The organism is Enterococcus sp., from assembly GCF_022711995.1.
GTDB lineage: Bacteria > Bacillota > Bacilli > Lactobacillales > Enterococcaceae > Enterococcus_D.
Genome location: NZ_JALAHI010000037.1, coordinates 18,868 through 38,241, shown reverse-complemented (window position 1 = coordinate 38,241; position 19,374 = coordinate 18,868). Strand labels below are relative to the sequence as shown.

Genomic DNA, 19,374 nt, shown 5'->3' with positions numbered 1-19,374 from the left:
TGGCGGTTATTGGAAATACAAACAAAGACTGCGCAGTCAGTCTGGAGGGGTACTCCCGACTTGCCGCACAGCCTTCTTCGTTACTGATTATAAGTAGTATTTTTTCGCAACTGTTAGATCATCGTTCAATTCATAAACAAGAGGTTGTCCTGTTGGAATTTCAAGATCCATGATGTCTTCATCAGAGATACCTTCGATGTGTTTTGCTAACGCACGTAGAGAGTTTCCGTGAGCGGCAACTAAAACAGTTTTGTTGTCTTTCAATGCAGGCGCGATTTCATCTTGCCAGAAAGGTAATGCACGTTCTAAGGTTACTTTTAAGTTTTCGCCGCCAGGTACGTCACGAGGGTCTAGCATAGCATAACGACGATCGTTTGCTGCAGAACCTTCGTCAGAAGCATCCATCAATGGAGGCAATACATCGTATGAACGACGCCAGATGTGAACTTGTTCGTCGCCATATTTTTCAGCAGTTTCTTTTTTGTTTAATCCTTGTAATTTACCATAATGACGTTCGTTCAAACGCCATGATTTGATTGTTGGTACCCATAGTTGATCAGAATATTCTAAAATGTAGTTACAAGTTTTGATGGCACGAGTCAATACAGAAGTGTAAGCAACATCGAATTCGATGCCAGCTTCTTTGATTTTACGTCCGCCCTCGATTGCTTCTTCGACACCTTCTGGCGCTAAATCTACATCGGCCCAACCAGTAAATTGGTTCAATTTATTCCATTCGCTTAGTCCGTGACGAGAAAATACTAATTTTGGCATGTAAAACTCTCCTTTTAGATATTAGATATTTTTCTGAAATTTTCAATTCCCTGCTTATTGTACACTTTTTCGCAAACAATTTCTACGTATTTAGTGCAAAACCTTATTTCTTAAAAAAAGAAACAGAAAAAAATGCCTTTTAACAAGACGTTTTTTTCTGCTTCCAGATCCTTTTCTTGAGAGGAAAGACTTCAGTATAAAAACAGATGAATCGCTGGGCCTAGGTAAGTGCTCAATGACTGTATACCTTATTCAATTCTTCTTCTGAAAGTTTTATGTATTTATAGCAGGTTCCAACAGAAACCCCGCATTTAGTGGAGATGAATTGAATCGTCTCTTTTTTATCGTAATAGAGTTGGCGAATTTTTTTGATGGTTTTTGGATCGATTTTTGGACGTCCGCCGATTTTGCCTTTTTTTCTGGCGTTGTTCAATCCAACTAATGTCCGTTCTTTGATCAGTGCTTGTTCCATCACTGCCAAACCTTCCATTAAATTAAAATAAATCGCACCCATTGGTTCTCTTGTATCGATGTTTTCTGCGAGAGAGACCAGGTGAAGATTTCTTTTCCTTAGAAGATCTGTCAATTCAGTTAATTGACGGGTGGTTTTACCTAAGCGATGAAGTTCAGAAACAACAAGTGTTTCCCCTAACTGCATCCGAGCGATAACGGACTCTAAGGAATGATTCTCACAGTCGTCTTCATAGGCATAGGTTTCGTGGAATAACTCCGTGCAACCGAATTCTTGAAGCTTGTTTAATTGTTCACTTGATTCTTTATCAATAATTGTTGTTCGAGCATAACCGATGACTTTCATAGCCGCCCCTTCCTATTCTTTTTATTTGAATGTAGCATAAATGAGAAATAAATGATAGATAAAACTTGCACAAAAATGAATTTAATTCGAGGAAAATGAAGAAAATTACATGGAATCTCAAACAAAAGGAGCAAACGCTCCTTTTGTTATGAAAAATATTAGCGGACGGTGCGAGTTTCTGGACCGTCTTCTTGTCCGATGATGATCGTGTGGACCATATCTAAAAAGAGTCCATGTTCCACCACACCAACGGTTTGATCCAATTCGTGGGCTAATGCGACGGGATCAGTGATGGTTTGTAAATGAAGATCAATGATGTAATGGCCGCAATCGGTTTTTAAGACACTGCCATCTTCTGCTAAGCGGAGGACAGGGTGATAGTTTTTTTCTGTAAACAGGCGCATCAATTGTTGACTACCATAAGGAACAACTTCCACAGGCAATGGAAAGGCGCCTAGTTGGTCAACGATTTTTGATTTATCCACGATCCAAAGCACGTGCTTTGAATTTGTTGCCACGATTTTTTCAAAAAGTAGGGCGGCACCGCCACCTTTGATGCCATGGTAATCTGCACTAATTTCATCCGCACCATCGATGGTTAAATCAACAGCTTCAACTTCGTCAATCGTTTTGACTGGGATTCCCAGTGCTTCGGCTTGTTTTTTTGATGCCCAAGATGTTGGTACTCCGACGATCGATAAGTTTTCCTCTTTGACTCTACGACCTAATTCCTCGATCATATAATACGCCGTTGAACCTGTTCCTAAACCGACCACCATGCCATCGGTCACATAACCGGCTGCTTCAATGCCGACCATCTCTTTTAAATTCATTTTTTGACCCACCTCTAAATAAAATACTGTTTTCCTCTTTATTATATAGTAAGAAGAAGTAAAAAAGGAGGAACAATGGGGAGTTTTTTGGAAAAAATTGCGGATTGTCTCTTTCATAAAAAATCATCTGATAGGTAGTTGACAGAGTCTTTTTATCATGGTATTCTATCAAAGGTGCTTTATCTACAGGTCTCTCGTTGGAGACGTGCTGACTGTCTATCAAAGCATATTTGATAAGAATGCAGAGAATGCATTATTTTTTATCGCAAAAAAAGAACCACCTGGATGTGTGGAACTATAAAGCGAATCAAGGAAGGAGGAAAACTAGGGATGCCTACAATTAATCAATTAGTACGTAAACCTCGTAAATCCAAGGTTGAAAAATCAAATTCACCAGCATTGAACAAAGGATACAACAGTTTCAAAAAAGCTCAAACGAATGTTAACTCACCTCAAAAGCGTGGGGTAGCGACTCGTGTGGGAACTATGACACCGAAAAAACCGAACTCAGCTCTACGTAAATATGCGCGTGTTCGTTTGTCAAACTTGATTGAAGTGACAGCTTATATTCCAGGTATCGGTCACAACTTGCAAGAACACAGTGTGGTATTGCTACGCGGTGGACGTGTAAAAGACTTACCAGGGGTACGTTACCATATCGTTCGTGGTGCATTGGATACTGCCGGTGTTAACGATCGTAAACAATCTCGTTCTAAATATGGAACAAAACGTCCTAAAGCTTAATTTTGATTCAAACTACAAATGAAACTATTTAATCAGAACTGATATTTCGGAAGGAGGAGTTACGGATGCCTCGTAAAGGTCCTGTTGCAAAACGTGATGTTTTACCAGATCCTATTTATAACTCAAAATTAGTAACTCGTTTGATCAACCGTGTAATGGTTGATGGTAAACGCGGTGTTGCTGCAAATATTATCTACAATGCTTTTGGCATTATCAAAGAATCTACAGGAAATGATCCATTGGAAGTTTTCGAACAAGCAATGAAAAACATTATGCCTGTATTGGAAGTTAAAGCTCGCCGTGTCGGTGGTTCTAACTACCAAGTCCCAGTTGAAGTTCGTCCAGAACGTCGTACAACTCTAGGTCTTCGTTGGGTGGTAAACTACGCTCGTTTGCGTGGCGAACACACAATGGAAGAACGTCTTGCGAAAGAAATCATGGATGCAGCAAACAACACTGGTGCTTCTGTGAAAAAACGCGAAGACACACACAAAATGGCGGAAGCCAACCGCGCATTTGCTCACTATCGTTGGTAAGATCCTCACTGCTTTTTTATTGGAAGGTACTGAGACAACCTTAGCTTAGGTTTAAGTAAGAATGAGAGGGGAACAACCTAGAATGGCAAGAGAATTTTCGCTAGAAAAAACTCGTAATATCGGGATCATGGCCCACGTTGACGCTGGTAAAACAACGACGACTGAACGTATCCTTTATTACACAGGTAAAATCCATAAAATTGGTGAAACACATGAAGGTGCTTCTCAAATGGACTGGATGGAACAAGAACAAGAACGTGGGATCACAATCACTTCTGCTGCGACAACTGCGCAATGGAAAGAAAACCGCGTAAATATCATCGACACCCCTGGACACGTAGACTTCACTATCGAAGTTCAACGTTCACTACGGGTTCTTGACGGTGCTGTAACTGTATTGGACTCACAATCAGGTGTAGAACCTCAAACAGAAACAGTTTGGCGTCAAGCAACAGATTACCGCGTACCACGTATCGTATTCTGTAACAAAATGGATAAAATCGGTGCAGATTTCTTATATTCTGTATCTACTTTACATGATCGTTTACAAGCAAATGCTCACCCAATCCAATTACCAATTGGTGCGGAAGATGACTTTACTGGTATCATCGATTTAGTAAAAATGAAAGCTGAAATCTATACAAACGATTTAGGAACAGAGATCCAAGAAACTGAAATTCCTGATGAGTACAAAGAATTAGCTGAAGAATGGCGCGAAAAATTAGTTGAAGCGGTTGCTGATACTGACGAAGAACTAATGATGAAATTCTTGGAAGGTGAAGAAATCACTGAAGAAGAATTAAAAGCTGGTATTCGTCAAGCAACATTGACTGTTGACTTTTTCCCAGTTCTTTGCGGCTCAGCCTTCAAAAACAAAGGGGTTCAATTGATGTTGGATGCAGTCATCGACTACCTTCCTTCACCACTTGATGTTCCTGCAATCAAAGGGATCAACCCTAAAACTGACGAAGAAACAGATCGTCCTGCTGACGATGAAGCACCTTTTGCTTCACTAGCATTTAAAGTAATGACTGACCCATTCGTAGGTCGTTTGACATTCTTCCGTGTGTATTCAGGTGTCTTGAACTCTGGATCATATGTCTTGAATGCTTCAAAAGACAAACGCGAACGTATCGGTCGTATCCTACAAATGCACGCGAACACTCGTGCAGAAATCCAAACAGTTTATTCAGGCGATATCGCTGCAGCTGTTGGTTTGAAAGATACAACAACAGGGGATACATTGTGTGACGAAAAATCACCAGTTATCCTTGAATCAATCGAATTCCCAGAACCAGTTATCGAAGTCGCTGTTGAACCTAAATCAAAAGCTGACCAAGATAAAATGGGTGTGGCTTTACAAAAACTTGCTGAAGAAGATCCATCATTCCGTGTTGAAACAAACGCTGAAACAGGCGAAACTGTTATCGCAGGTATGGGAGAACTTCACTTGGACGTCCTTGTTGACCGTATGCGTCGCGAATTTAAAGTTGAAGCAAACGTTGGTGCGCCTCAAGTTTCTTATCGCGAAACATTCCGTGCTTCTACGCAAGCCGAAGGTAAATTTGTACGTCAGTCTGGTGGTAAAGGACAATACGGTCACGTATGGGTTGAATTTACACCAAACGAAGAAGGTAAAGGCTTTGAATTCGAAAACGCAATTGTCGGTGGTGTGGTTCCACGTGAATACATCCCAGCAGTTGAAAAAGGACTTGAAGACTCAATGGCTAACGGTGTTCTAGCTGGCTATCCATTGGTTGATATCAAAGCGAAGCTTTATGATGGTTCATACCATGATGTCGATTCAAGTGAAACAGCCTTCCGTGTGGCAGCTTCAATGGCTCTACGTGCTGCAGCGAAGAAAGCTAATCCAGTGATTCTTGAACCAATGATGAAAGTTGTTATCACTGTTCCTGAAGATTACTTAGGTGATGTTATGGGACACGTAACAGCTCGTCGTGGACGTGTTGAAGGTATGGAAGCTCATGGTAACTCACAAATCGTTAACGCGATCGTTCCATTGGCTGAAATGTTCGGATATGCAACAACACTTCGTTCATCTACACAAGGACGCGGTACTTTCATGATGACATTTGATCACTACGAAGATGTACCTAAGTCTATTCAAGAAGAAATCATCAAGAAAAACGGCGGCAAAGCTGAATAATTGATGCACAAATACGAAATTCAGTAAAAAGCTATATTTTTTACGAAGTTTCGTGTACAATATTATCGATGATAAGGGATGGGGGGCTTTTAAGCCCTCTACCTATCAAATATAAAAAAATAAACTGTATTTTTAGGAGGAACATTTTAAAATGGCAAAAGAAAAATTTGACCGTTCTAAACCCCACGTAAACATTGGTACGATCGGACACGTTGACCATGGTAAAACTACACTTACAGCTGCTATCACAACTGTATTATCTAAAAAAGGTTTGGCACAAGCTTCTGCTTACGACCAAATCGATGGTGCTCCAGAAGAACGCGAACGCGGAATCACTATCTCAACTGCTCACGTTGAGTATGAAACTGAAGCTCGCCACTACGCTCACGTAGACTGCCCAGGACACGCGGACTATGTTAAAAACATGATCACTGGTGCTGCTCAAATGGACGGCGCGATCTTAGTAGTATCTGCTGCTGATGGTCCTATGCCTCAAACACGTGAACACATCTTGTTATCACGTAACGTTGGTGTACCATACATCGTTGTTTTCTTAAACAAAATGGATATGGTTGATGACGAAGAATTACTAGAATTAGTTGAAATGGAAGTTCGTGACCTATTGTCAGAATATGACTTCCCAGGCGACGATGTTCCTGTAATCGCTGGTTCAGCTTTGAAAGCTCTTGAAGGCGAACCTTCATACGAAGAAAAAATCATGGAATTAATGGCTGCAGTTGACGAATACGTTCCAACTCCAGAACGTGACACTGACAAACCATTCATGATGCCAGTCGAAGACGTATTCTCAATCACTGGACGTGGTACTGTTGCTACAGGCCGTGTTGAACGTGGACAAGTTCGCGTTGGTGACGAAGTAGAAATCGTTGGTATCGCTGAAGAAACTGCTAAAACAACTGTAACAGGTGTTGAAATGTTCCGTAAATTGTTAGACTATGCTGAAGCAGGGGATAACATCGGTGCATTGCTACGTGGGGTTGCTCGTGAAGACATCCAACGTGGACAAGTATTGGCTAAAGCTGGTACAATCACTCCTCATACAAAATTTAAAGCTGAAGTTTACGTTTTGACAAAAGAAGAAGGTGGACGTCACACTCCATTCTTCACTAACTACCGTCCTCAGTTCTACTTCCGTACAACTGACGTAACTGGTGTTGTTGAATTGCCAGAAGGAACTGAAATGGTTATGCCTGGCGATAACGTAACAATCGACGTTGAATTGATCCACCCAATCGCTATCGAAGACGGAACTCGTTTCTCAATTCGTGAAGGCGGACGTACTGTTGGTTCAGGCGTTGTAACTGAAATCAAAGCTTAATTGACTTGATGAATGCAAAAAGCAGAAGCGCTCGCGCTTCTGCTTTTTTTTGCTTGAAATTGTTTATTTGATCAATTTTTGTTCTTTTAGAAACTGATCAAAGCCTTGGTCTGGGATACGACCGTAAAAACCGGCGAATTTTTCTGACCAAGGTTTTGTTTCCCGTGCTTCACCGAAGGCGGTCATGGTTTGGTCATAGTCTTCGATCGCTTTATAGGAATAGTCTTGGTATTTGTTGTAATGAATGACCGCTTCTTGGGGTAGACGAGGTTTGAGGTTCATTTCAACGTTTGGTTTGCCAATGCTCAAGCCAGCCACAGGATAAACGTATTCTGGCAGATCCAGCAATTCAGCGATCGCTTTGCTGTCTTTGCGGACACTGCCGGAAATCACTGTTCCTAGACCAAGGGATTCTGCCGCGATGGCAGCAGACTGCAAAGCAATACTGGCATCGGTTGTCGCAATCAACAAAGGTTGCAGACCTTCATCAACGAGATAAGGGGTTTGTTTTTCTTCGGCAACCTTCTTGGTCCGATTCAAATCAGCTAAGAAAAGCAAAAAGATCGAACTTTCCGCAATGTGAGGATTGCCTGGGTTCCAAGCAACCAACTGTTGTCGCAGGGATGGATCATCGATCACAAGAATCGAATAGGCTTGGCCATTCATCCAGCTAGGTGCTTGTCGAGCGGCAGATAAGATTGCTTTTAGCTGTTCCTCAGATAGCTGGTAGTTGGTGTCGAATTGCCGATAGGTGCGGTGGTTGGTTAATAGATCAATTGTTTCGTTCATATAGTTGCTCCTTTAATTGTGTTGTGATTTTAGCAAATTGCTGGCAAAACAAGTCTAGTTGCGCTTCCGAAAGCCGTGTATAGTTCAGACGAAAGCCGTTGGTATCGTTGCTGAAAAGAAAGGCTGGGGCAATCAGACAATCGTTTTCTAGAAAAATCGTCCAATCCTTTCGTTTCAGTGGGGCGTGTTTCCATTGTAACCAAAGGTACAGTCCCCCTGTGGTCTGTTGAAATGTCCAGTCCGTAGAAAAAGCAGAGAGCCGCTGAATCAAAGCGTGCTGCCGTTGAGCCATTTTTTCTAGCAAATCCTGCTGTTGCTGAGGGTACTCCGTAGAACGGAGAGCGAGATTGGCCAATAGTTGAGGGAAAATCGTGGTTTCGATGGACATTCTCTTTTTCGCTTGAGCAAATTGATCTGCCAATGCTTCGGGGGCTAACAACCAGCCGATTTTGATAGAAGGCCCAAATAGTTTAGACAATGAGCCGAGATAAATGACCGAGTCAGGCGCAAGGGCTTTGAATTTTTCGGGTTGCGGTGTCAAAGCCAAGTCACTAAAAATATCATCTTCAATGATTGGTACTTGATACCTCTGGCAAATAGCAATGATTTCTTTGCGGCGGCCAAGGCTCATGGTACGACCGGTGGGATTTTGGAATGTCGGATTTAAGTAAACAAATTTGATTTTCTGAGCTTTCAATGCTTGTTCTAAATCACTAGGACGCATTCCTTCTTCATCCTGCTTGATCCCAAGGACACGGACATTCATGGTGGTAAATAAGGGCAGAGAAAACAAGAAAGAAGGATCTTCTGTCAGAATGCTGTCTCCTGAAGTCAATAAAACCTGCATTAGTAGCGTGATTCCTTGTGTGGCTCCTGAAGTGATCACCAATTTTTGCCCGGAGGAGGGTATGCCAAAATCGTTTGTCAAATGGGCTAAAAGAACCTCTTGTAATGGCGGATAGCCGGCTGGGTTGCTTTGTAGGCTTTCATTGCGAATCGTCTCCCAGGTAAAAGCCGGAAATTGGAAATCAGGCAACAGCTCTTGGGGTAGATCCCCAGTATAAAGATCAAGAGCTTGTTTGGTTGAACGCAAGTGCTGGATCGCTTCTACAAAGGGGTCTTGCTGCAAATAGGGGCTTGATAGGGAAGAACGAAGATAAGACAATGGTGTCTGACGGTTGCCCCAGCGCCCCTCGGCGACTTGAGTGCCGCTACCTTGCTTGCGGGTGATCCAGCCTAAACTTCTAAGTTCCTCCAATGCTTTGACAATCGTTGAACGATTGACGCTAAAGTCAGCGGCTAATTTTCGTTCAGCGGGCAACTGCTCCCCCGGCGCGTAATCGCCAGCTTGGATTGCCTCGATAAAGTAGGTGACGATTTGTTGGTAAAGCGGCTGTTTCTTCTGCTTGTCGATGTGTTTCCCAGCCATTGACATGCCCCCTTTTTTGATTGGATGGTATAAAAATAAGCCAATTGGCTGTTTTCGTCAAGGGGTCCATTGGATATACTAGGAAAAAGGAGTCGATGATAATGAAAAAAGTATTAACGATCGCTGGATCAGATTCCACTGGTGGCGCAGGCATTGAAGCAGATCTAAAAACCTTTCAAGAGTATGGTGTGTTTGGTTTTGCCTCGATTGCCGCGATCGTCACCATGGATCCGACTACTGGTTGGTCCCATGAAGTGACAGCAATGACCGCTGCGTTGGTGGAAAAACAATTGATTTCGGCTTTTGCAGGAGAGCCGATGGACGCCCTCAAGACAGGGATATTGGGGAATGAAGCCAATATTGCACAGGCTGCAAAAATGATTCAGCAGCAACAAGTGAAACAAGTGGTGGTTGATCCTGTCATTGCTTGCAAAGGAACGGCAAATATCTTACAGCCGAAGAGCGTGGATGCCTTAAAAGAGCATCTCTTGCCGCTGGCCGATGTGGCGACACCGAACTTGATCGAAGCAGGGATCTTATCCGGTTTAGGGGACTTGCAAAACATTGCGGATATGAAAGCTGCAGCAAAAAAGATCTATCAACTCGGAGCAAAATGTGTCGTGGTCAAGGGAGGTCATCGTTTAGCAAGTCCAAAAGCAATTGACGTCGTCTATGATGGGCAATCGTTTACTATTTTGGAAAGCCAACGAATTGAAACGGATTTTAATCACGGGGCAGGCTGCACGTTTTCTGCTGCTATCACCGCAGGATTAGCCAAGGGGCTGACAACCCTTGAAAGTATTAAATTAGCCAAAGACTTTGTTGCAGCAGCGATTCGTCAAGGGGTACTGATCAATCCGTATGTCGGTCACGTCTGGCATGGTGCCTACAATCACGCAGAGGAAAGGATGAGTCCTAATGAGTGATCGCAGAATTCAAAGTATCGTCTTTGTAGCCTTATTTACCGCGTTGACAGTCATCGGTACGATGATCAAGATTCCCTTACCTACAGGTGCGTTTGTTCACCTAGGGAATGCCGTGCTTTTATTAGCTGTCCTATTGCTAGGTTATGTGAAAGGCTCTCTGGCAGGAGGGCTAGGGTTTGCAATTTTTGATTTGTTGAATGGCTATGCGACAGAAGCACCTTACTTTATTTTGGAAAGTTTTATTGTAGGGGCGTTTGCCTATGGGACATTCCTCTTGTTTAAAAAACGTCCATCAGCCATCTGGCAGTTGGTGATCATTGGGTTGGTCACAGGTTTGGCAAAGCTCGCAATGACTCAGATCAAAAATACGGTGATGCTTTGGTACCTGGGGAGTAGTTGGAACGGTGCTTGGGCCGCTGCAGTGCTTAAATTGCCAGCAACAGTGATCAATGTGACAGTCACGATTCTGATTGTGGCACTTGCTTACTTCCCGTTAAAGGCAGCAATTCAACGGGTGACCGCCAAAGGGATCCATTAAAGAAAGCCGATTAAAAGCAGCAATTAAAAGAAACGATTAAAAGAAACGATTAAAAGAAACGATTAAAAGAAACGATTAAAAGAAACGATGATTTGCTGACACGTCTTCATTGGGAAATCCAGTGGAGGCGTGTTTTTGGTTTGTATAGGATGAAAATCGCTGACTTTTTCCTTGATGGGTGGAAGAAAGTCAGCAATTTTTTTGTCGTTTTCAATGAGAAAGAAAGTTTTCTGAAAAAAACGCAAAAGAATCGCGGGTTTTCATTAAAAAAAGCTTGCAATCAGTGTTTATCCATAATATAATCATAAAGGTGCTGTTTACGTTAATGCGTAAGTCACACTGGCAGGAAATAAAACTGCCGGCTACGAAACGAGAGGTTGCGACACGCCCGGACGCTTTGCCATGGACGAGCGTGACGGAAATTTTCGTGGAGCTATGTCTACTTTTCAAAATAGGCGAAGGAGGGAAAACAATGGCAAAACAAAAAATTCGTATCCGTTTAAAAGCGTATGAACATCGTATTTTAGATCAATCAGCGGATAAAATCGTAGAAACTGCAAAAAGAACTGGAGCTGGCGTATCTGGTCCAATTCCATTACCAACTGAACGCAGCTTGTACACGATCATCCGTGCGACGCACAAATACAAAGATTCACGCGAACAATTCGAAATGCGTACACACAAACGTCTAATCGACATTGTGAATCCAACACCAAAAACAGTTGACGCTTTAATGAAGCTTGACTTGCCAAGCGGTGTTAATATCGAAATCAAACTATAATAATTAAGATGGAGGTGTAATCATGACCAAAGGAATCTTAGGGAAAAAAGTGGGAATGACTCAAATCTTCACTGAATCTGGCGAATTGATTCCAGTAACTGTAGTAGAAGCTACTCCAAACGTAGTTCTACAAGTGAAAACAATCGAAAATGACGGCTACGAAGCAATTCAAGTCGGCTACCAAGATATGCGTGAAGTTTTGTCTAACAAACCTGCGAAAGGTCATGTTGCAAAAGCAAACACGGCTCCTAAGCGCTTCATTCGCGAATTCAAGAATGTAGAGCTAGAGGGCTTAGAAGTAGGATCAGAAATTAAAGTTGATATTTTTGAAGCAGGAGACATCATTGATGTAACCGGCACTTCGAAAGGTAAAGGATTCCAAGGCGTTATCAAACGTCACGGACAAAGCCGCGGACCAATGGCTCACGGTTCTCGTTATCACCGTCGTCCTGGATCAATGGGTCCAGTTGCACCTAACCGTGTATTCAAAAACAAACGTCTTGCTGGACGTATGGGCGGTAACCGCATCACGATCCAAAACTTGGAAATCGTGCGCGTAGACGCAGAACGTAACGTTATCTTGATTAAAGGTAATGTACCTGGCGCGAAAAAATCATTGATTACAATCAAATCAGCTGTGAAAGCTAAATAAGTAGATAGGAAGAAAGGAGGAACTAAGGAATGCCGAATGTAGCATTATTCAAACAAGATGGAAGCCAAAATGGCGAAATTACATTGAACGAAGAAATCTTCGGAATCGAACCAAATGAATCAGTTGTCTACGATGCAATCATCATGCAACGTGCTTCATTAAGACAAGGAACACACGCTGTGAAAAACCGCAGTGCTGTTCGTGGCGGTGGCCGTAAACCATGGCGCCAAAAAGGAACAGGTCGTGCTCGTCAAGGTTCAATCCGTTCACCACAATGGCGTGGAGGTGGCGTAGTCTTCGGACCAACACCACGTTCATACAGCTACAAACTTCCTAAAAAAGTTCGTCGCTTAGCAATGAAATCTGTATTGTCAGAAAAAGTTGCTTCAAATAACTTGGTAGCAGTAGAAGGGTTAAACTTTGATGCACCAAAAACAAAAGAATTCAAACAAGTTTTAGCTAACTTGACTATTGACTCAAAAGTATTGGTAGTTTTAGAAACAGAAAACGACTTTGCTGCATTATCTGCACGCAACTTGCCATCTGTTTCAGTAGTAACTGCTGATAACGTGAGCGTATTGGATGTTGTTTCAGCAGATAAAATGTTGGTAACACAAACTGCTCTTACTCAGATCGAGGAGGTGCTTGCATAATGAACTTACTAGACGTCATTAAACGCCCAGTGATCACTGAAAAATCTATGCTTGCCATGGATGACAAGAAATACACTTTCGAAGTGGACACAAAAGCGAACAAAACTTTAGTAAAACAAGCTGTAGAAGCTGCCTTTGACGGCGTGAAAGTGGCTAACGTGAATATCATCAACGTACGCCCTAAATTCAAACGCATGGGTAAATATGCAGGATACACAAAAAAACGTCGCAAAGCTGTTGTGACTTTAACTGAAGATTCAAAAGAAATCCAAATTTTTGACGCTGCTGAATAAGCAGACCATATTTAATTACTAAATGGGAGGGAAAAAGACGTGGCGATTAAAAAGTACAAACCTACCACAAACGGCCGTCGTAATATGACAAGTTCTGATTTCGCTGAAATCACAACTTCAACACCAGAAAAAACATTGTTAGCGCCATTGAAAAACAATGCTGGTCGTAATAACAACGGACGTATCACGGTTCGTCATCAAGGTGGCGGTCACAAACGTCAATACCGTTTGATCGATTTCAAACGTAACAAAGACAATGTCGTTGCTACTGTTAAAACGATTGAATACGATCCAAACCGTTCTGCTAACATTGCGTTAGTTCATTACGAGGATGGAGTAAAAGCATATATCTTAGCACCTAAAGGATTAGAAGTTGGCATGACTGTCGTTTCTGGACCAGATGCAGATATTAAAGTAGGGAATGCATTACCACTAGAAAACATTCCAGTCGGTACTGTGATCCACAACATCGAAATGAAACCAGGAAAAGGCGGACAATTGATCCGTTCAGCTGGTACAAGTGCACAAGTACTTGGTAAAGAAGGTAAATATGTATTGATCCGCTTGAACTCAGGCGAAGTACGTATGATCTTGGCAACATGCCGTGCAACGATTGGTTCTGTTGGTAACGAACAACATGAATTGATCAACATCGGTAAAGCTGGACGTTCTCGTTGGATGCGCAAACGCCCAACTGTACGTGGTAGCGTAATGAACCCTAACGATCACCCACACGGTGGTGGTGAAGGTAAAGCTCCAATCGGACGTAAAGCTCCAGTTTCACCTTGGGGTCAACCAGCACTTGGTTACAAAACACGTAACAAGAAAGCTAAATCAGACAAACTTATCGTTCGTCGTCGTAAGACTAAATAATTTACTTGACCATGTGTCGCACATTTTGAGAGGAGGTACACCATGGGTCGTAGTTTGAAAAAAGGACCTTTTGTCGATGACCATTTGATGAAAAAGGTCGAAGCACAACAAGGCGCTGAAAAGAAAAAAGTGATCAAAACTTGGTCACGTCGTTCCACAATCTTCCCAAGTTTTATCGGATTTACAATTGCTGTGTATGATGGACGGAAACATGTACCAGTTTACATCCAAGAAGACATGGTAGGACACAAACTAGGTGAATTTGCACCAACAAGAACTTATCGCGGACATGCTGCCGACGATAAGAAAACAAGACGCTAATTTTGAGGGGAGGATATCCAAAAATGGCAGAACAAATCACATCAGCGAAAGCAACTGCTAAAACAGTCCGCGTTTCTCCTCGTAAATCACGTCTAGTCATTGATTTGATCAGAGGGAAAAGCGTTGCTGAAGCAATCGCGATCTTGAAGTTCACACCAAATAAAGCAGCTGGAATCATCGAGAAAGTCTTGATGTCAGCTATCGCTAATGCAGAAAACAATTTTGACTTAGATGTTGAAAACTTGATTGTTTCTGAAGCATTCGTCAACGAAGGACCAACAATGAAACGTTTCCGTCCACGTGCGAAAGGTTCAGCTTCTCCAATCAACAAACGTACAAGTCATATTACTGTAGTCGTATCAGAAAAATAAGGAGGGACAATCAGTGGGTCAAAAAGTACATCCAATTGGAATGCGTGTAGGCATCATCCGTGACTGGGATGCAAAATGGTATGCTGAAAAAGAGTATGCTGAATTTCTACATGAAGATTTGAAAATCCGTAAATTTATCGCATCTAAACTTGCTGATGCCGCTGTGTCAACAATTGAAATCGAGCGCGCAGCAAACCGCGTAAATATTTCAATCCACACAGCTAAACCAGGTATGGTTATCGGTAAAGGCGGATCTGAAGTCGAAAACCTAAGAAAAGAATTAAACAAATTAACTGGTAAACGAGTTCACATCAACATCGTTGAAATCAAAAAACCAGATTTAGATGCTAAATTAGTAGGCGAAGGAATCGCACGTCAATTAGAAAACCGTGTTGCTTTCCGTCGTGCGCAAAAACAAGCCATCCAACGCACAATGCGTTCTGGCGCTAAAGGTATCAAAACGCAAGTATCTGGTCGTCTAAACGGAGCAGATATCGCTCGTTCAGAAGGCTACTCAGAAGGAACAGTTCCACTTCATACATTGCGTGCAGATATTGATTACGCATGGGAAGAAGCAGATACAACATACGGAAAACTAGGAGTTAAAGTGTGGATTTATCGTGGAGAAATTCTTCCAACTAAAAAGAACACTGAGAAAGGAGGGAAATAAACATGTTAGTACCTAAACGTGTAAAACACCGTCGTGAATTCCGCGGGAAAATGCGCGGTGAAGCGAAAGGCGGAAAAGAAGTAGTTTTCGGTGAATACGGCTTACAAGCTGTTGAATCACACTGGATCACAAACCGCCAAATCGAAGCTGCCCGTATTGCAATGACTCGTTATATGAAACGTGGCGGGAAAGTATGGATCAAAATTTTCCCTCACAAATCTTATACTGCCAAAGCAATTGGGGTACGTATGGGTTCTGGTAAAGGGGCTCCTGAAGGATGGGTATCACCAGTAAAACGTGGAAAAATCATGTTTGAAATTGCCGGCGTTCCCGAAGAAGTTGCGCGCGAAGCGTTACGTCTTGCTTCTCACAAATTGCCAGTGAAAACAAAGATCGTAAAACGTGAGGAAATGGGTGGTGAATCGAATGAAGGTTAAAGAAATCAGAGAATTAACCACTGCCGAAATGCTAGATCAAGAAAAACAATTGAAAGAAGAATTGTTTAATCTTAGATTCCAATTAGCTACAGGTCAATTAGAAAACACTGCACGTATCAAAGAAGTACGTAAATCGATTGCACGCATCAAAACAGTATTGCGTGAACAAGCAAAGTAATAGTGGAAGGAGGCCATTTAGCGTATGACTGAAGAAAGAAATCAACGTAAAGTTTACCAAGGTCGCGTGGTATCCGATAAAATGGATAAAACAATTTCTGTTGTCGTTGAAACAAAGAAAAACCACCCTATCTACGGCAAACGTCTGAACTATTCTAAGAAATACAAAGCACACGATGAAAACAACGAAGCAAAAGTTGGCGATATCGTGAAAATTATGGAAACTCGTCCATTATCAGCTACGAAACGTTTCCGTCTAGTAGAGATTGTTGAAAAGGCAGTGATTATCTAATCACACGAGATTTTCCTATGTAGATTGTGAATTGCAAAATCTGAAAGGAGGATACACATCGTGATCCAAGCAGAAAGCCGATTAAGAGTGGCGGACAACTCAGGTGCCCGTGAAATTCTAACGATCAAAGTCCTTGGCGGATCTGGTCGTAAAACTGCGAATATTGGTGACGTAATCGTTGCTACGGTCAAACAAGCAACGCCAGGTGGGGTTGTCAAAAAAGGTGACGTCGTTAAAGCCGTTATCGTTCGTACAAAATCAGGAGCACGTCGTACTGACGGTTCTTACATTAAATTTGATGAAAATGCTGCGGTTATTATCCGTGACGATAAGAGCCCACGTGGAACTCGTATCTTTGGACCAGTTGCTCGCGAATTGCGTGAAGGCAACTTTATGAAGATCGTTTCCCTAGCACCAGAAGTATTGTAATAGTGATTCTTATCTAAAGGAGGTGCGAAACAAACATGTTTGTTAAAAAAGGCGATAAAGTTAAAGTTATCACTGGTAAAGACAAAAACAAAGAAGGCGTTGTACTAGCAGCGTTTCCTAAGAAAGACAAAGTCGTTGTTGAAGGTGTGAACATCGTTAAAAAACACCAAAAACCTTCTCAAACAGCTCCTCAAGGCGGAATCGTCGAGATGGAAGCACCAATTCATGTTTCTAACGTGATGGTGGTTGATCCTTCGAACGGTGAAGCAACTCGTGTAGGCTATAAAGAAGTTGACGGCAAAAAAGTCCGCGTTTCTAAAAAAACCGGAGAAGTTCTTGATAAATAATCAAATAAAGGAAGGAGGGGCTAACAGATGAACCGCCTTAAAGAAAAATATTCAAAAGAAGTTGTCCCATCATTAATGGACAAATTTAACTACAGCTCAGTTATGCAAGCGCCGAAAGTTGATAAAATCGTTATCAACATGGGTGTTGGTGATGCTGTATCGAATGCAAAAAACTTAGATAAAGCTGTTGAAGAATTACAATTGATCTCAGGTCAAAAACCATTGATCACTAAAGCGAAAAAATCTATTGCTGGATTCCGTTTACGTGAAGGAATGCCAATCGGAGCAAAAGTTACTCTACGCGGCGAAAGAATGTATGAATTCTTAGACAAGTTAGTAACAGTTTCATTGCCACGTGTCCGTGACTTCCACGGTGTCAGCAAAAAAGCGTTCGACGGACGCGGAAACTACACATTAGGAATCAAAGAACAATTGATCTTCCCTGAAGTAGATTATGATTTGATCGATAAAGTACGTGGTATGGATATCGTTATTGTAACAACAGCCAACACAGATGAAGAATCTCGTGAATTGTTGTCACAATTAGGCATGCCATTCCAAAAATAAAAAAAGGAGGCGAACTACGTGGCTAAAAAATCAATGATTGCTAAAAACAAACGCCCTGCTAAATTCTCAACTCAAGAGTATACTCGTTGCGAACGTTGCGGACGTCCACATTCAGTTTATCGTAAATTTCATCTTTGCCGTATTTGCTTCCGCGAACTTGCCTATAAAGGACAAATTCCCGGCGTGAAGAAAGCTAGCTGGTAAACTATACTCGCATAAAGGAGGTAAATTATCCCATGGTCATGACAGATCCAATCGCAGATTTTCTAACGCGTGTACGTAATGCCAATATGGTAAAACACGAAAGCTTAGAAGTACCTGCTTCAAAAATCAAACGTGATATCGCTGAAATCTTGAAACGTGAAGGTTTCGTCCGCGATGTTGAATATATCGAAGATGACAAACAAGGCGTGATCCGCGTATTCTTGAAATACGGTAAAAACGGTGAACGTGTTATCACAAACTTGAAACGTATCTCTAAACCAGGATTGCGTGCTTATGTCAAAGCTGACGAAGTACCTAAAGTATTGAACGGTTTAGGAATTGCGATCATCTCAACTTCTGAAGGTGTTATCACTGACAAAGAAGCAAGAGCAAAAAATGTTGGCGGCGAAGTAGTCGCTTATGTATGGTAATTTAAAATAATCCACAAGGAGGTGCCTCTAAGTGAGTCGTATCGGTAATAAGATCGTCGTTCTTCCTGCAGGTGTTGAAATCAAACAAGATGGAAACGACATTACAGTTAAAGGACCTAAAGGTGAATTGACACGTACTTTTTCTTCTGATATCAAAATGAATATCGAAGGAAACGAAGTAACATTCACTCGTCCAAACGATAGTAAAGAAATGAAAACTATCCACGGAACTACCCGTGCAAACTTCAACAACATGGTTGTTGGTGTTTCTGAAGGTTTCCAAAAAGCGTTAGAATTGATCGGGGTTGGGTACCGTGCTCAATTACAAGGTAAAAAACTTGTATTGAACGTTGGTTACTCTCATCCAGTTGAAATCGAAGCGCCAGCTGGAATCGAAATCGAAGTTCCTTCAAACACTTCTGTGATCATCAAAGGATCAAATAAAGAAGTTGTTGGCGAATTAGCTGCCAATATTCGTGGCGTTCGTCCTCCAGAACCTTACAAAGGCAAAGGAATTCGTTATGTTGGCGAATTTGTACGCCGTAAAGAAGGTAAAACTGGTAAATAATCGTAAATATTTACGATTCGCAGCTTAGGCTAGCAAATAAAAAGAGGTGACAATTGTGATTACAAAACCAGATAAAAATAAAACACGTCAGAAAAGACATCGTCGTGTACGTAACAAAATCTCTGGTACTGCTGAGTGCCCACGCTTAAACGTGTTCCGTTCGAACAAAAACATCTACGCGCAAATTATTGATGACGTAGCGGGTGTGACGCTAGCAAGTGCCTCTGCCTTAGATAAAGAAGTTTCAGGTGAGAACAAAACTGAACAAGCACAAGCTGTCGGTAAATTAGTGGCAGAACGTGCAGCAGCAAAAGGTATTAAAGAAGTAGTCTTTGACCGTGGTGGATACCTTTACCATGGCCGTGTAGCAGCTTTAGCTGAAGCAGCTCGCGAAAATGGACTGGAATTTTAAGAGA

The 19,374-nt window shown here is 42.0% G+C and carries 29 protein-coding genes; 24 read left to right on the top strand and 5 right to left on the bottom strand.

Annotated elements, in window-relative coordinates; translation table 11 throughout:
* Nucleotides 1–87: 87 nt before the first annotated feature.
* The 3 genes from gpmA to rpiA form a co-directional block, all read right to left on the bottom strand.
* Complete coding sequence (gene gpmA, locus Q0A12_RS03525) at nt 88–774, bottom strand: 2,3-diphosphoglycerate-dependent phosphoglycerate mutase (RefSeq protein WP_003127950.1); 687 nt, start codon at nt 772–774, stop codon at nt 88–90.
* 232 nt (nt 775–1,006) lie between these two features.
* Nucleotides 1,007–1,591, bottom strand: coding sequence for a recombinase family protein (locus tag Q0A12_RS03520; protein ID WP_291291299.1), 585 nt, complete (start codon nt 1,589–1,591; stop codon nt 1,007–1,009).
* A 158-nt stretch (nt 1,592–1,749) separates the two neighbouring features.
* Nucleotides 1,750–2,424, bottom strand: a complete 675-nt coding sequence (gene rpiA, locus Q0A12_RS03515) for a ribose-5-phosphate isomerase RpiA (RefSeq protein ID WP_291291298.1) — start codon at nt 2,422–2,424, stop codon at nt 1,750–1,752.
* 330 nt (nt 2,425–2,754) lie between these two features.
* Here rpiA and rpsL point away from each other — a divergent pair, with 330 nt between their 5' ends.
* The 4 genes from rpsL to tuf all read left to right on the top strand — a co-directional run bounded on the left by rpsL (nt 2,755) and on the right by tuf (nt 7,210).
* Nucleotides 2,755–3,168 carry a 30S ribosomal protein S12 gene (gene rpsL / locus Q0A12_RS03510; protein WP_003127956.1) on the top strand — a complete coding sequence of 138 codons (414 nt, stop codon included), beginning with the start codon at nt 2,755–2,757 and terminating at the stop codon, nt 3,166–3,168.
* Between the two features lie 65 nt (nt 3,169–3,233).
* Complete coding sequence (gene rpsG / locus Q0A12_RS03505) at nt 3,234–3,704, top strand: 30S ribosomal protein S7 (protein WP_003127957.1); 471 nt, start codon at nt 3,234–3,236, stop codon at nt 3,702–3,704.
* Between the two features lie 82 nt (nt 3,705–3,786).
* A complete protein-coding gene (fusA, locus tag Q0A12_RS03500; protein WP_291291297.1) occupies nt 3,787–5,871 on the top strand; it encodes an elongation factor G in 2,085 nt (694 codons plus the stop codon).
* Nucleotides 5,872–6,022: 151 nt separating this feature from the next.
* A complete protein-coding gene (tuf, locus tag Q0A12_RS03495; RefSeq protein ID WP_228159481.1) occupies nt 6,023–7,210 on the top strand; it encodes an elongation factor Tu in 1,188 nt (395 codons plus the stop codon).
* Between the two features lie 63 nt (nt 7,211–7,273).
* Here tuf and Q0A12_RS03490 read toward each other — a convergent pair whose 3' ends face one another.
* Together Q0A12_RS03490 and Q0A12_RS03485 are read right to left on the bottom strand one after the other, a co-directional pair.
* A complete protein-coding gene (locus Q0A12_RS03490; RefSeq protein ID WP_291291296.1) occupies nt 7,274–7,999 on the bottom strand; it encodes an NADPH-dependent oxidoreductase in 726 nt (241 codons plus the stop codon).
* On the bottom strand, nt 7,983–9,428 hold the full coding sequence (locus tag Q0A12_RS03485) for a PLP-dependent aminotransferase family protein (RefSeq protein WP_291291295.1): 1,446 nt from the start codon (nt 9,426–9,428) through the stop codon (nt 7,983–7,985). The genes Q0A12_RS03490 and Q0A12_RS03485 overlap by 17 nt, the downstream gene beginning before the upstream one ends.
* A gap of 101 nt (nt 9,429–9,529) precedes the next feature.
* Between Q0A12_RS03485 and thiD the strand changes: the two genes are divergently transcribed.
* The 20 genes from thiD to rplR all read left to right on the top strand — a co-directional run bounded on the left by thiD (nt 9,530) and on the right by rplR (nt 19,370).
* Entirely contained in the window at nt 9,530–10,354 is an 825-nt protein-coding gene (gene thiD / locus Q0A12_RS03480; protein WP_291291294.1) for a bifunctional hydroxymethylpyrimidine kinase/phosphomethylpyrimidine kinase, read from the top strand.
* Nucleotides 10,347–10,892, top strand: a complete 546-nt coding sequence (locus Q0A12_RS03475) for an ECF transporter S component (RefSeq protein WP_291291293.1) — start codon at nt 10,347–10,349, stop codon at nt 10,890–10,892. Before thiD ends, Q0A12_RS03475 begins: the two co-directional genes overlap by 8 nt.
* Before the next feature lie 472 nt (nt 10,893–11,364).
* Nucleotides 11,365–11,673: a 30S ribosomal protein S10 gene (gene rpsJ, locus Q0A12_RS03470; protein ID WP_003127966.1), complete on the top strand. Its 309-nt coding sequence runs from the start codon at nt 11,365–11,367 to the stop codon at nt 11,671–11,673.
* Nucleotides 11,674–11,695: 22 nt separating this feature from the next.
* Complete coding sequence (gene rplC / locus Q0A12_RS03465; protein WP_003127967.1) at nt 11,696–12,325, top strand: 50S ribosomal protein L3; 630 nt, start codon at nt 11,696–11,698, stop codon at nt 12,323–12,325.
* 29 nt (nt 12,326–12,354) lie between these two features.
* Nucleotides 12,355–12,978 (top strand): 50S ribosomal protein L4, encoded by a 624-nt coding sequence (rplD, locus tag Q0A12_RS03460; RefSeq protein ID WP_291291292.1) that lies wholly within the window; start codon nt 12,355–12,357, stop codon nt 12,976–12,978.
* Nucleotides 12,978–13,271 carry a 50S ribosomal protein L23 gene (locus Q0A12_RS03455; RefSeq protein WP_003127969.1) on the top strand — a complete coding sequence of 98 codons (294 nt, stop codon included), beginning with the start codon at nt 12,978–12,980 and terminating at the stop codon, nt 13,269–13,271. The genes rplD and Q0A12_RS03455 overlap by 1 nt, the downstream gene beginning before the upstream one ends.
* A gap of 39 nt (nt 13,272–13,310) precedes the next feature.
* Nucleotides 13,311–14,144: a 50S ribosomal protein L2 gene (gene rplB / locus Q0A12_RS03450; protein WP_003127970.1), complete on the top strand. Its 834-nt coding sequence runs from the start codon at nt 13,311–13,313 to the stop codon at nt 14,142–14,144.
* A 42-nt stretch (nt 14,145–14,186) separates the two neighbouring features.
* Nucleotides 14,187–14,465 (top strand): 30S ribosomal protein S19, encoded by a 279-nt coding sequence (gene rpsS, locus Q0A12_RS03445; protein WP_003127971.1) that lies wholly within the window; start codon nt 14,187–14,189, stop codon nt 14,463–14,465.
* A 23-nt stretch (nt 14,466–14,488) separates the two neighbouring features.
* Complete coding sequence (rplV, locus tag Q0A12_RS03440) at nt 14,489–14,836, top strand: 50S ribosomal protein L22 (RefSeq protein WP_003127973.1); 348 nt, start codon at nt 14,489–14,491, stop codon at nt 14,834–14,836.
* A 13-nt stretch (nt 14,837–14,849) separates the two neighbouring features.
* A complete protein-coding gene (rpsC, locus tag Q0A12_RS03435) occupies nt 14,850–15,506 on the top strand; it encodes a 30S ribosomal protein S3 (RefSeq protein WP_003127974.1) in 657 nt (218 codons plus the stop codon).
* A 2-nt stretch (nt 15,507–15,508) separates the two neighbouring features.
* Nucleotides 15,509–15,943 carry a 50S ribosomal protein L16 gene (rplP, locus tag Q0A12_RS03430; RefSeq protein WP_003127975.1) on the top strand — a complete coding sequence of 145 codons (435 nt, stop codon included), beginning with the start codon at nt 15,509–15,511 and terminating at the stop codon, nt 15,941–15,943.
* The gene (gene rpmC, locus Q0A12_RS03425) at nt 15,933–16,121 is read left to right on the top strand and encodes a 50S ribosomal protein L29 (protein WP_002288664.1); all 189 of its coding nucleotides are present in this window, start codon (nt 15,933–15,935) and stop codon (nt 16,119–16,121) included. The genes rplP and rpmC overlap by 11 nt, the downstream gene beginning before the upstream one ends.
* Nucleotides 16,122–16,145: 24 nt before the next feature.
* A complete protein-coding gene (rpsQ, locus tag Q0A12_RS03420) occupies nt 16,146–16,412 on the top strand; it encodes a 30S ribosomal protein S17 (protein WP_005232528.1) in 267 nt (88 codons plus the stop codon).
* A 60-nt stretch (nt 16,413–16,472) separates the two neighbouring features.
* Nucleotides 16,473–16,841 carry a 50S ribosomal protein L14 gene (gene rplN, locus Q0A12_RS03415; RefSeq protein WP_003128006.1) on the top strand — a complete coding sequence of 123 codons (369 nt, stop codon included), beginning with the start codon at nt 16,473–16,475 and terminating at the stop codon, nt 16,839–16,841.
* Nucleotides 16,842–16,876: 35 nt separating this feature from the next.
* Entirely contained in the window at nt 16,877–17,188 is a 312-nt protein-coding gene (rplX, locus tag Q0A12_RS03410) for a 50S ribosomal protein L24 (RefSeq protein ID WP_117474682.1), read from the top strand.
* Between the two features lie 27 nt (nt 17,189–17,215).
* Nucleotides 17,216–17,755: a 50S ribosomal protein L5 gene (gene rplE, locus Q0A12_RS03405; protein ID WP_003128008.1), complete on the top strand. Its 540-nt coding sequence runs from the start codon at nt 17,216–17,218 to the stop codon at nt 17,753–17,755.
* 18 nt (nt 17,756–17,773) lie between these two features.
* Entirely contained in the window at nt 17,774–17,959 is a 186-nt protein-coding gene (locus Q0A12_RS03400) for a type Z 30S ribosomal protein S14 (RefSeq protein ID WP_003128010.1), read from the top strand.
* A 32-nt stretch (nt 17,960–17,991) separates the two neighbouring features.
* Nucleotides 17,992–18,390, top strand: a complete 399-nt coding sequence (gene rpsH / locus Q0A12_RS03395) for a 30S ribosomal protein S8 (protein WP_003128011.1) — start codon at nt 17,992–17,994, stop codon at nt 18,388–18,390.
* Between the two features lie 31 nt (nt 18,391–18,421).
* The gene (rplF, locus tag Q0A12_RS03390) at nt 18,422–18,958 is read left to right on the top strand and encodes a 50S ribosomal protein L6 (RefSeq protein ID WP_291291291.1); all 537 of its coding nucleotides are present in this window, start codon (nt 18,422–18,424) and stop codon (nt 18,956–18,958) included.
* A 55-nt stretch (nt 18,959–19,013) separates the two neighbouring features.
* The gene (gene rplR / locus Q0A12_RS03385; protein ID WP_291291290.1) at nt 19,014–19,370 is read left to right on the top strand and encodes a 50S ribosomal protein L18; all 357 of its coding nucleotides are present in this window, start codon (nt 19,014–19,016) and stop codon (nt 19,368–19,370) included.
* The last annotated feature ends 4 nt before the right edge of the window (nt 19,371–19,374 follow it).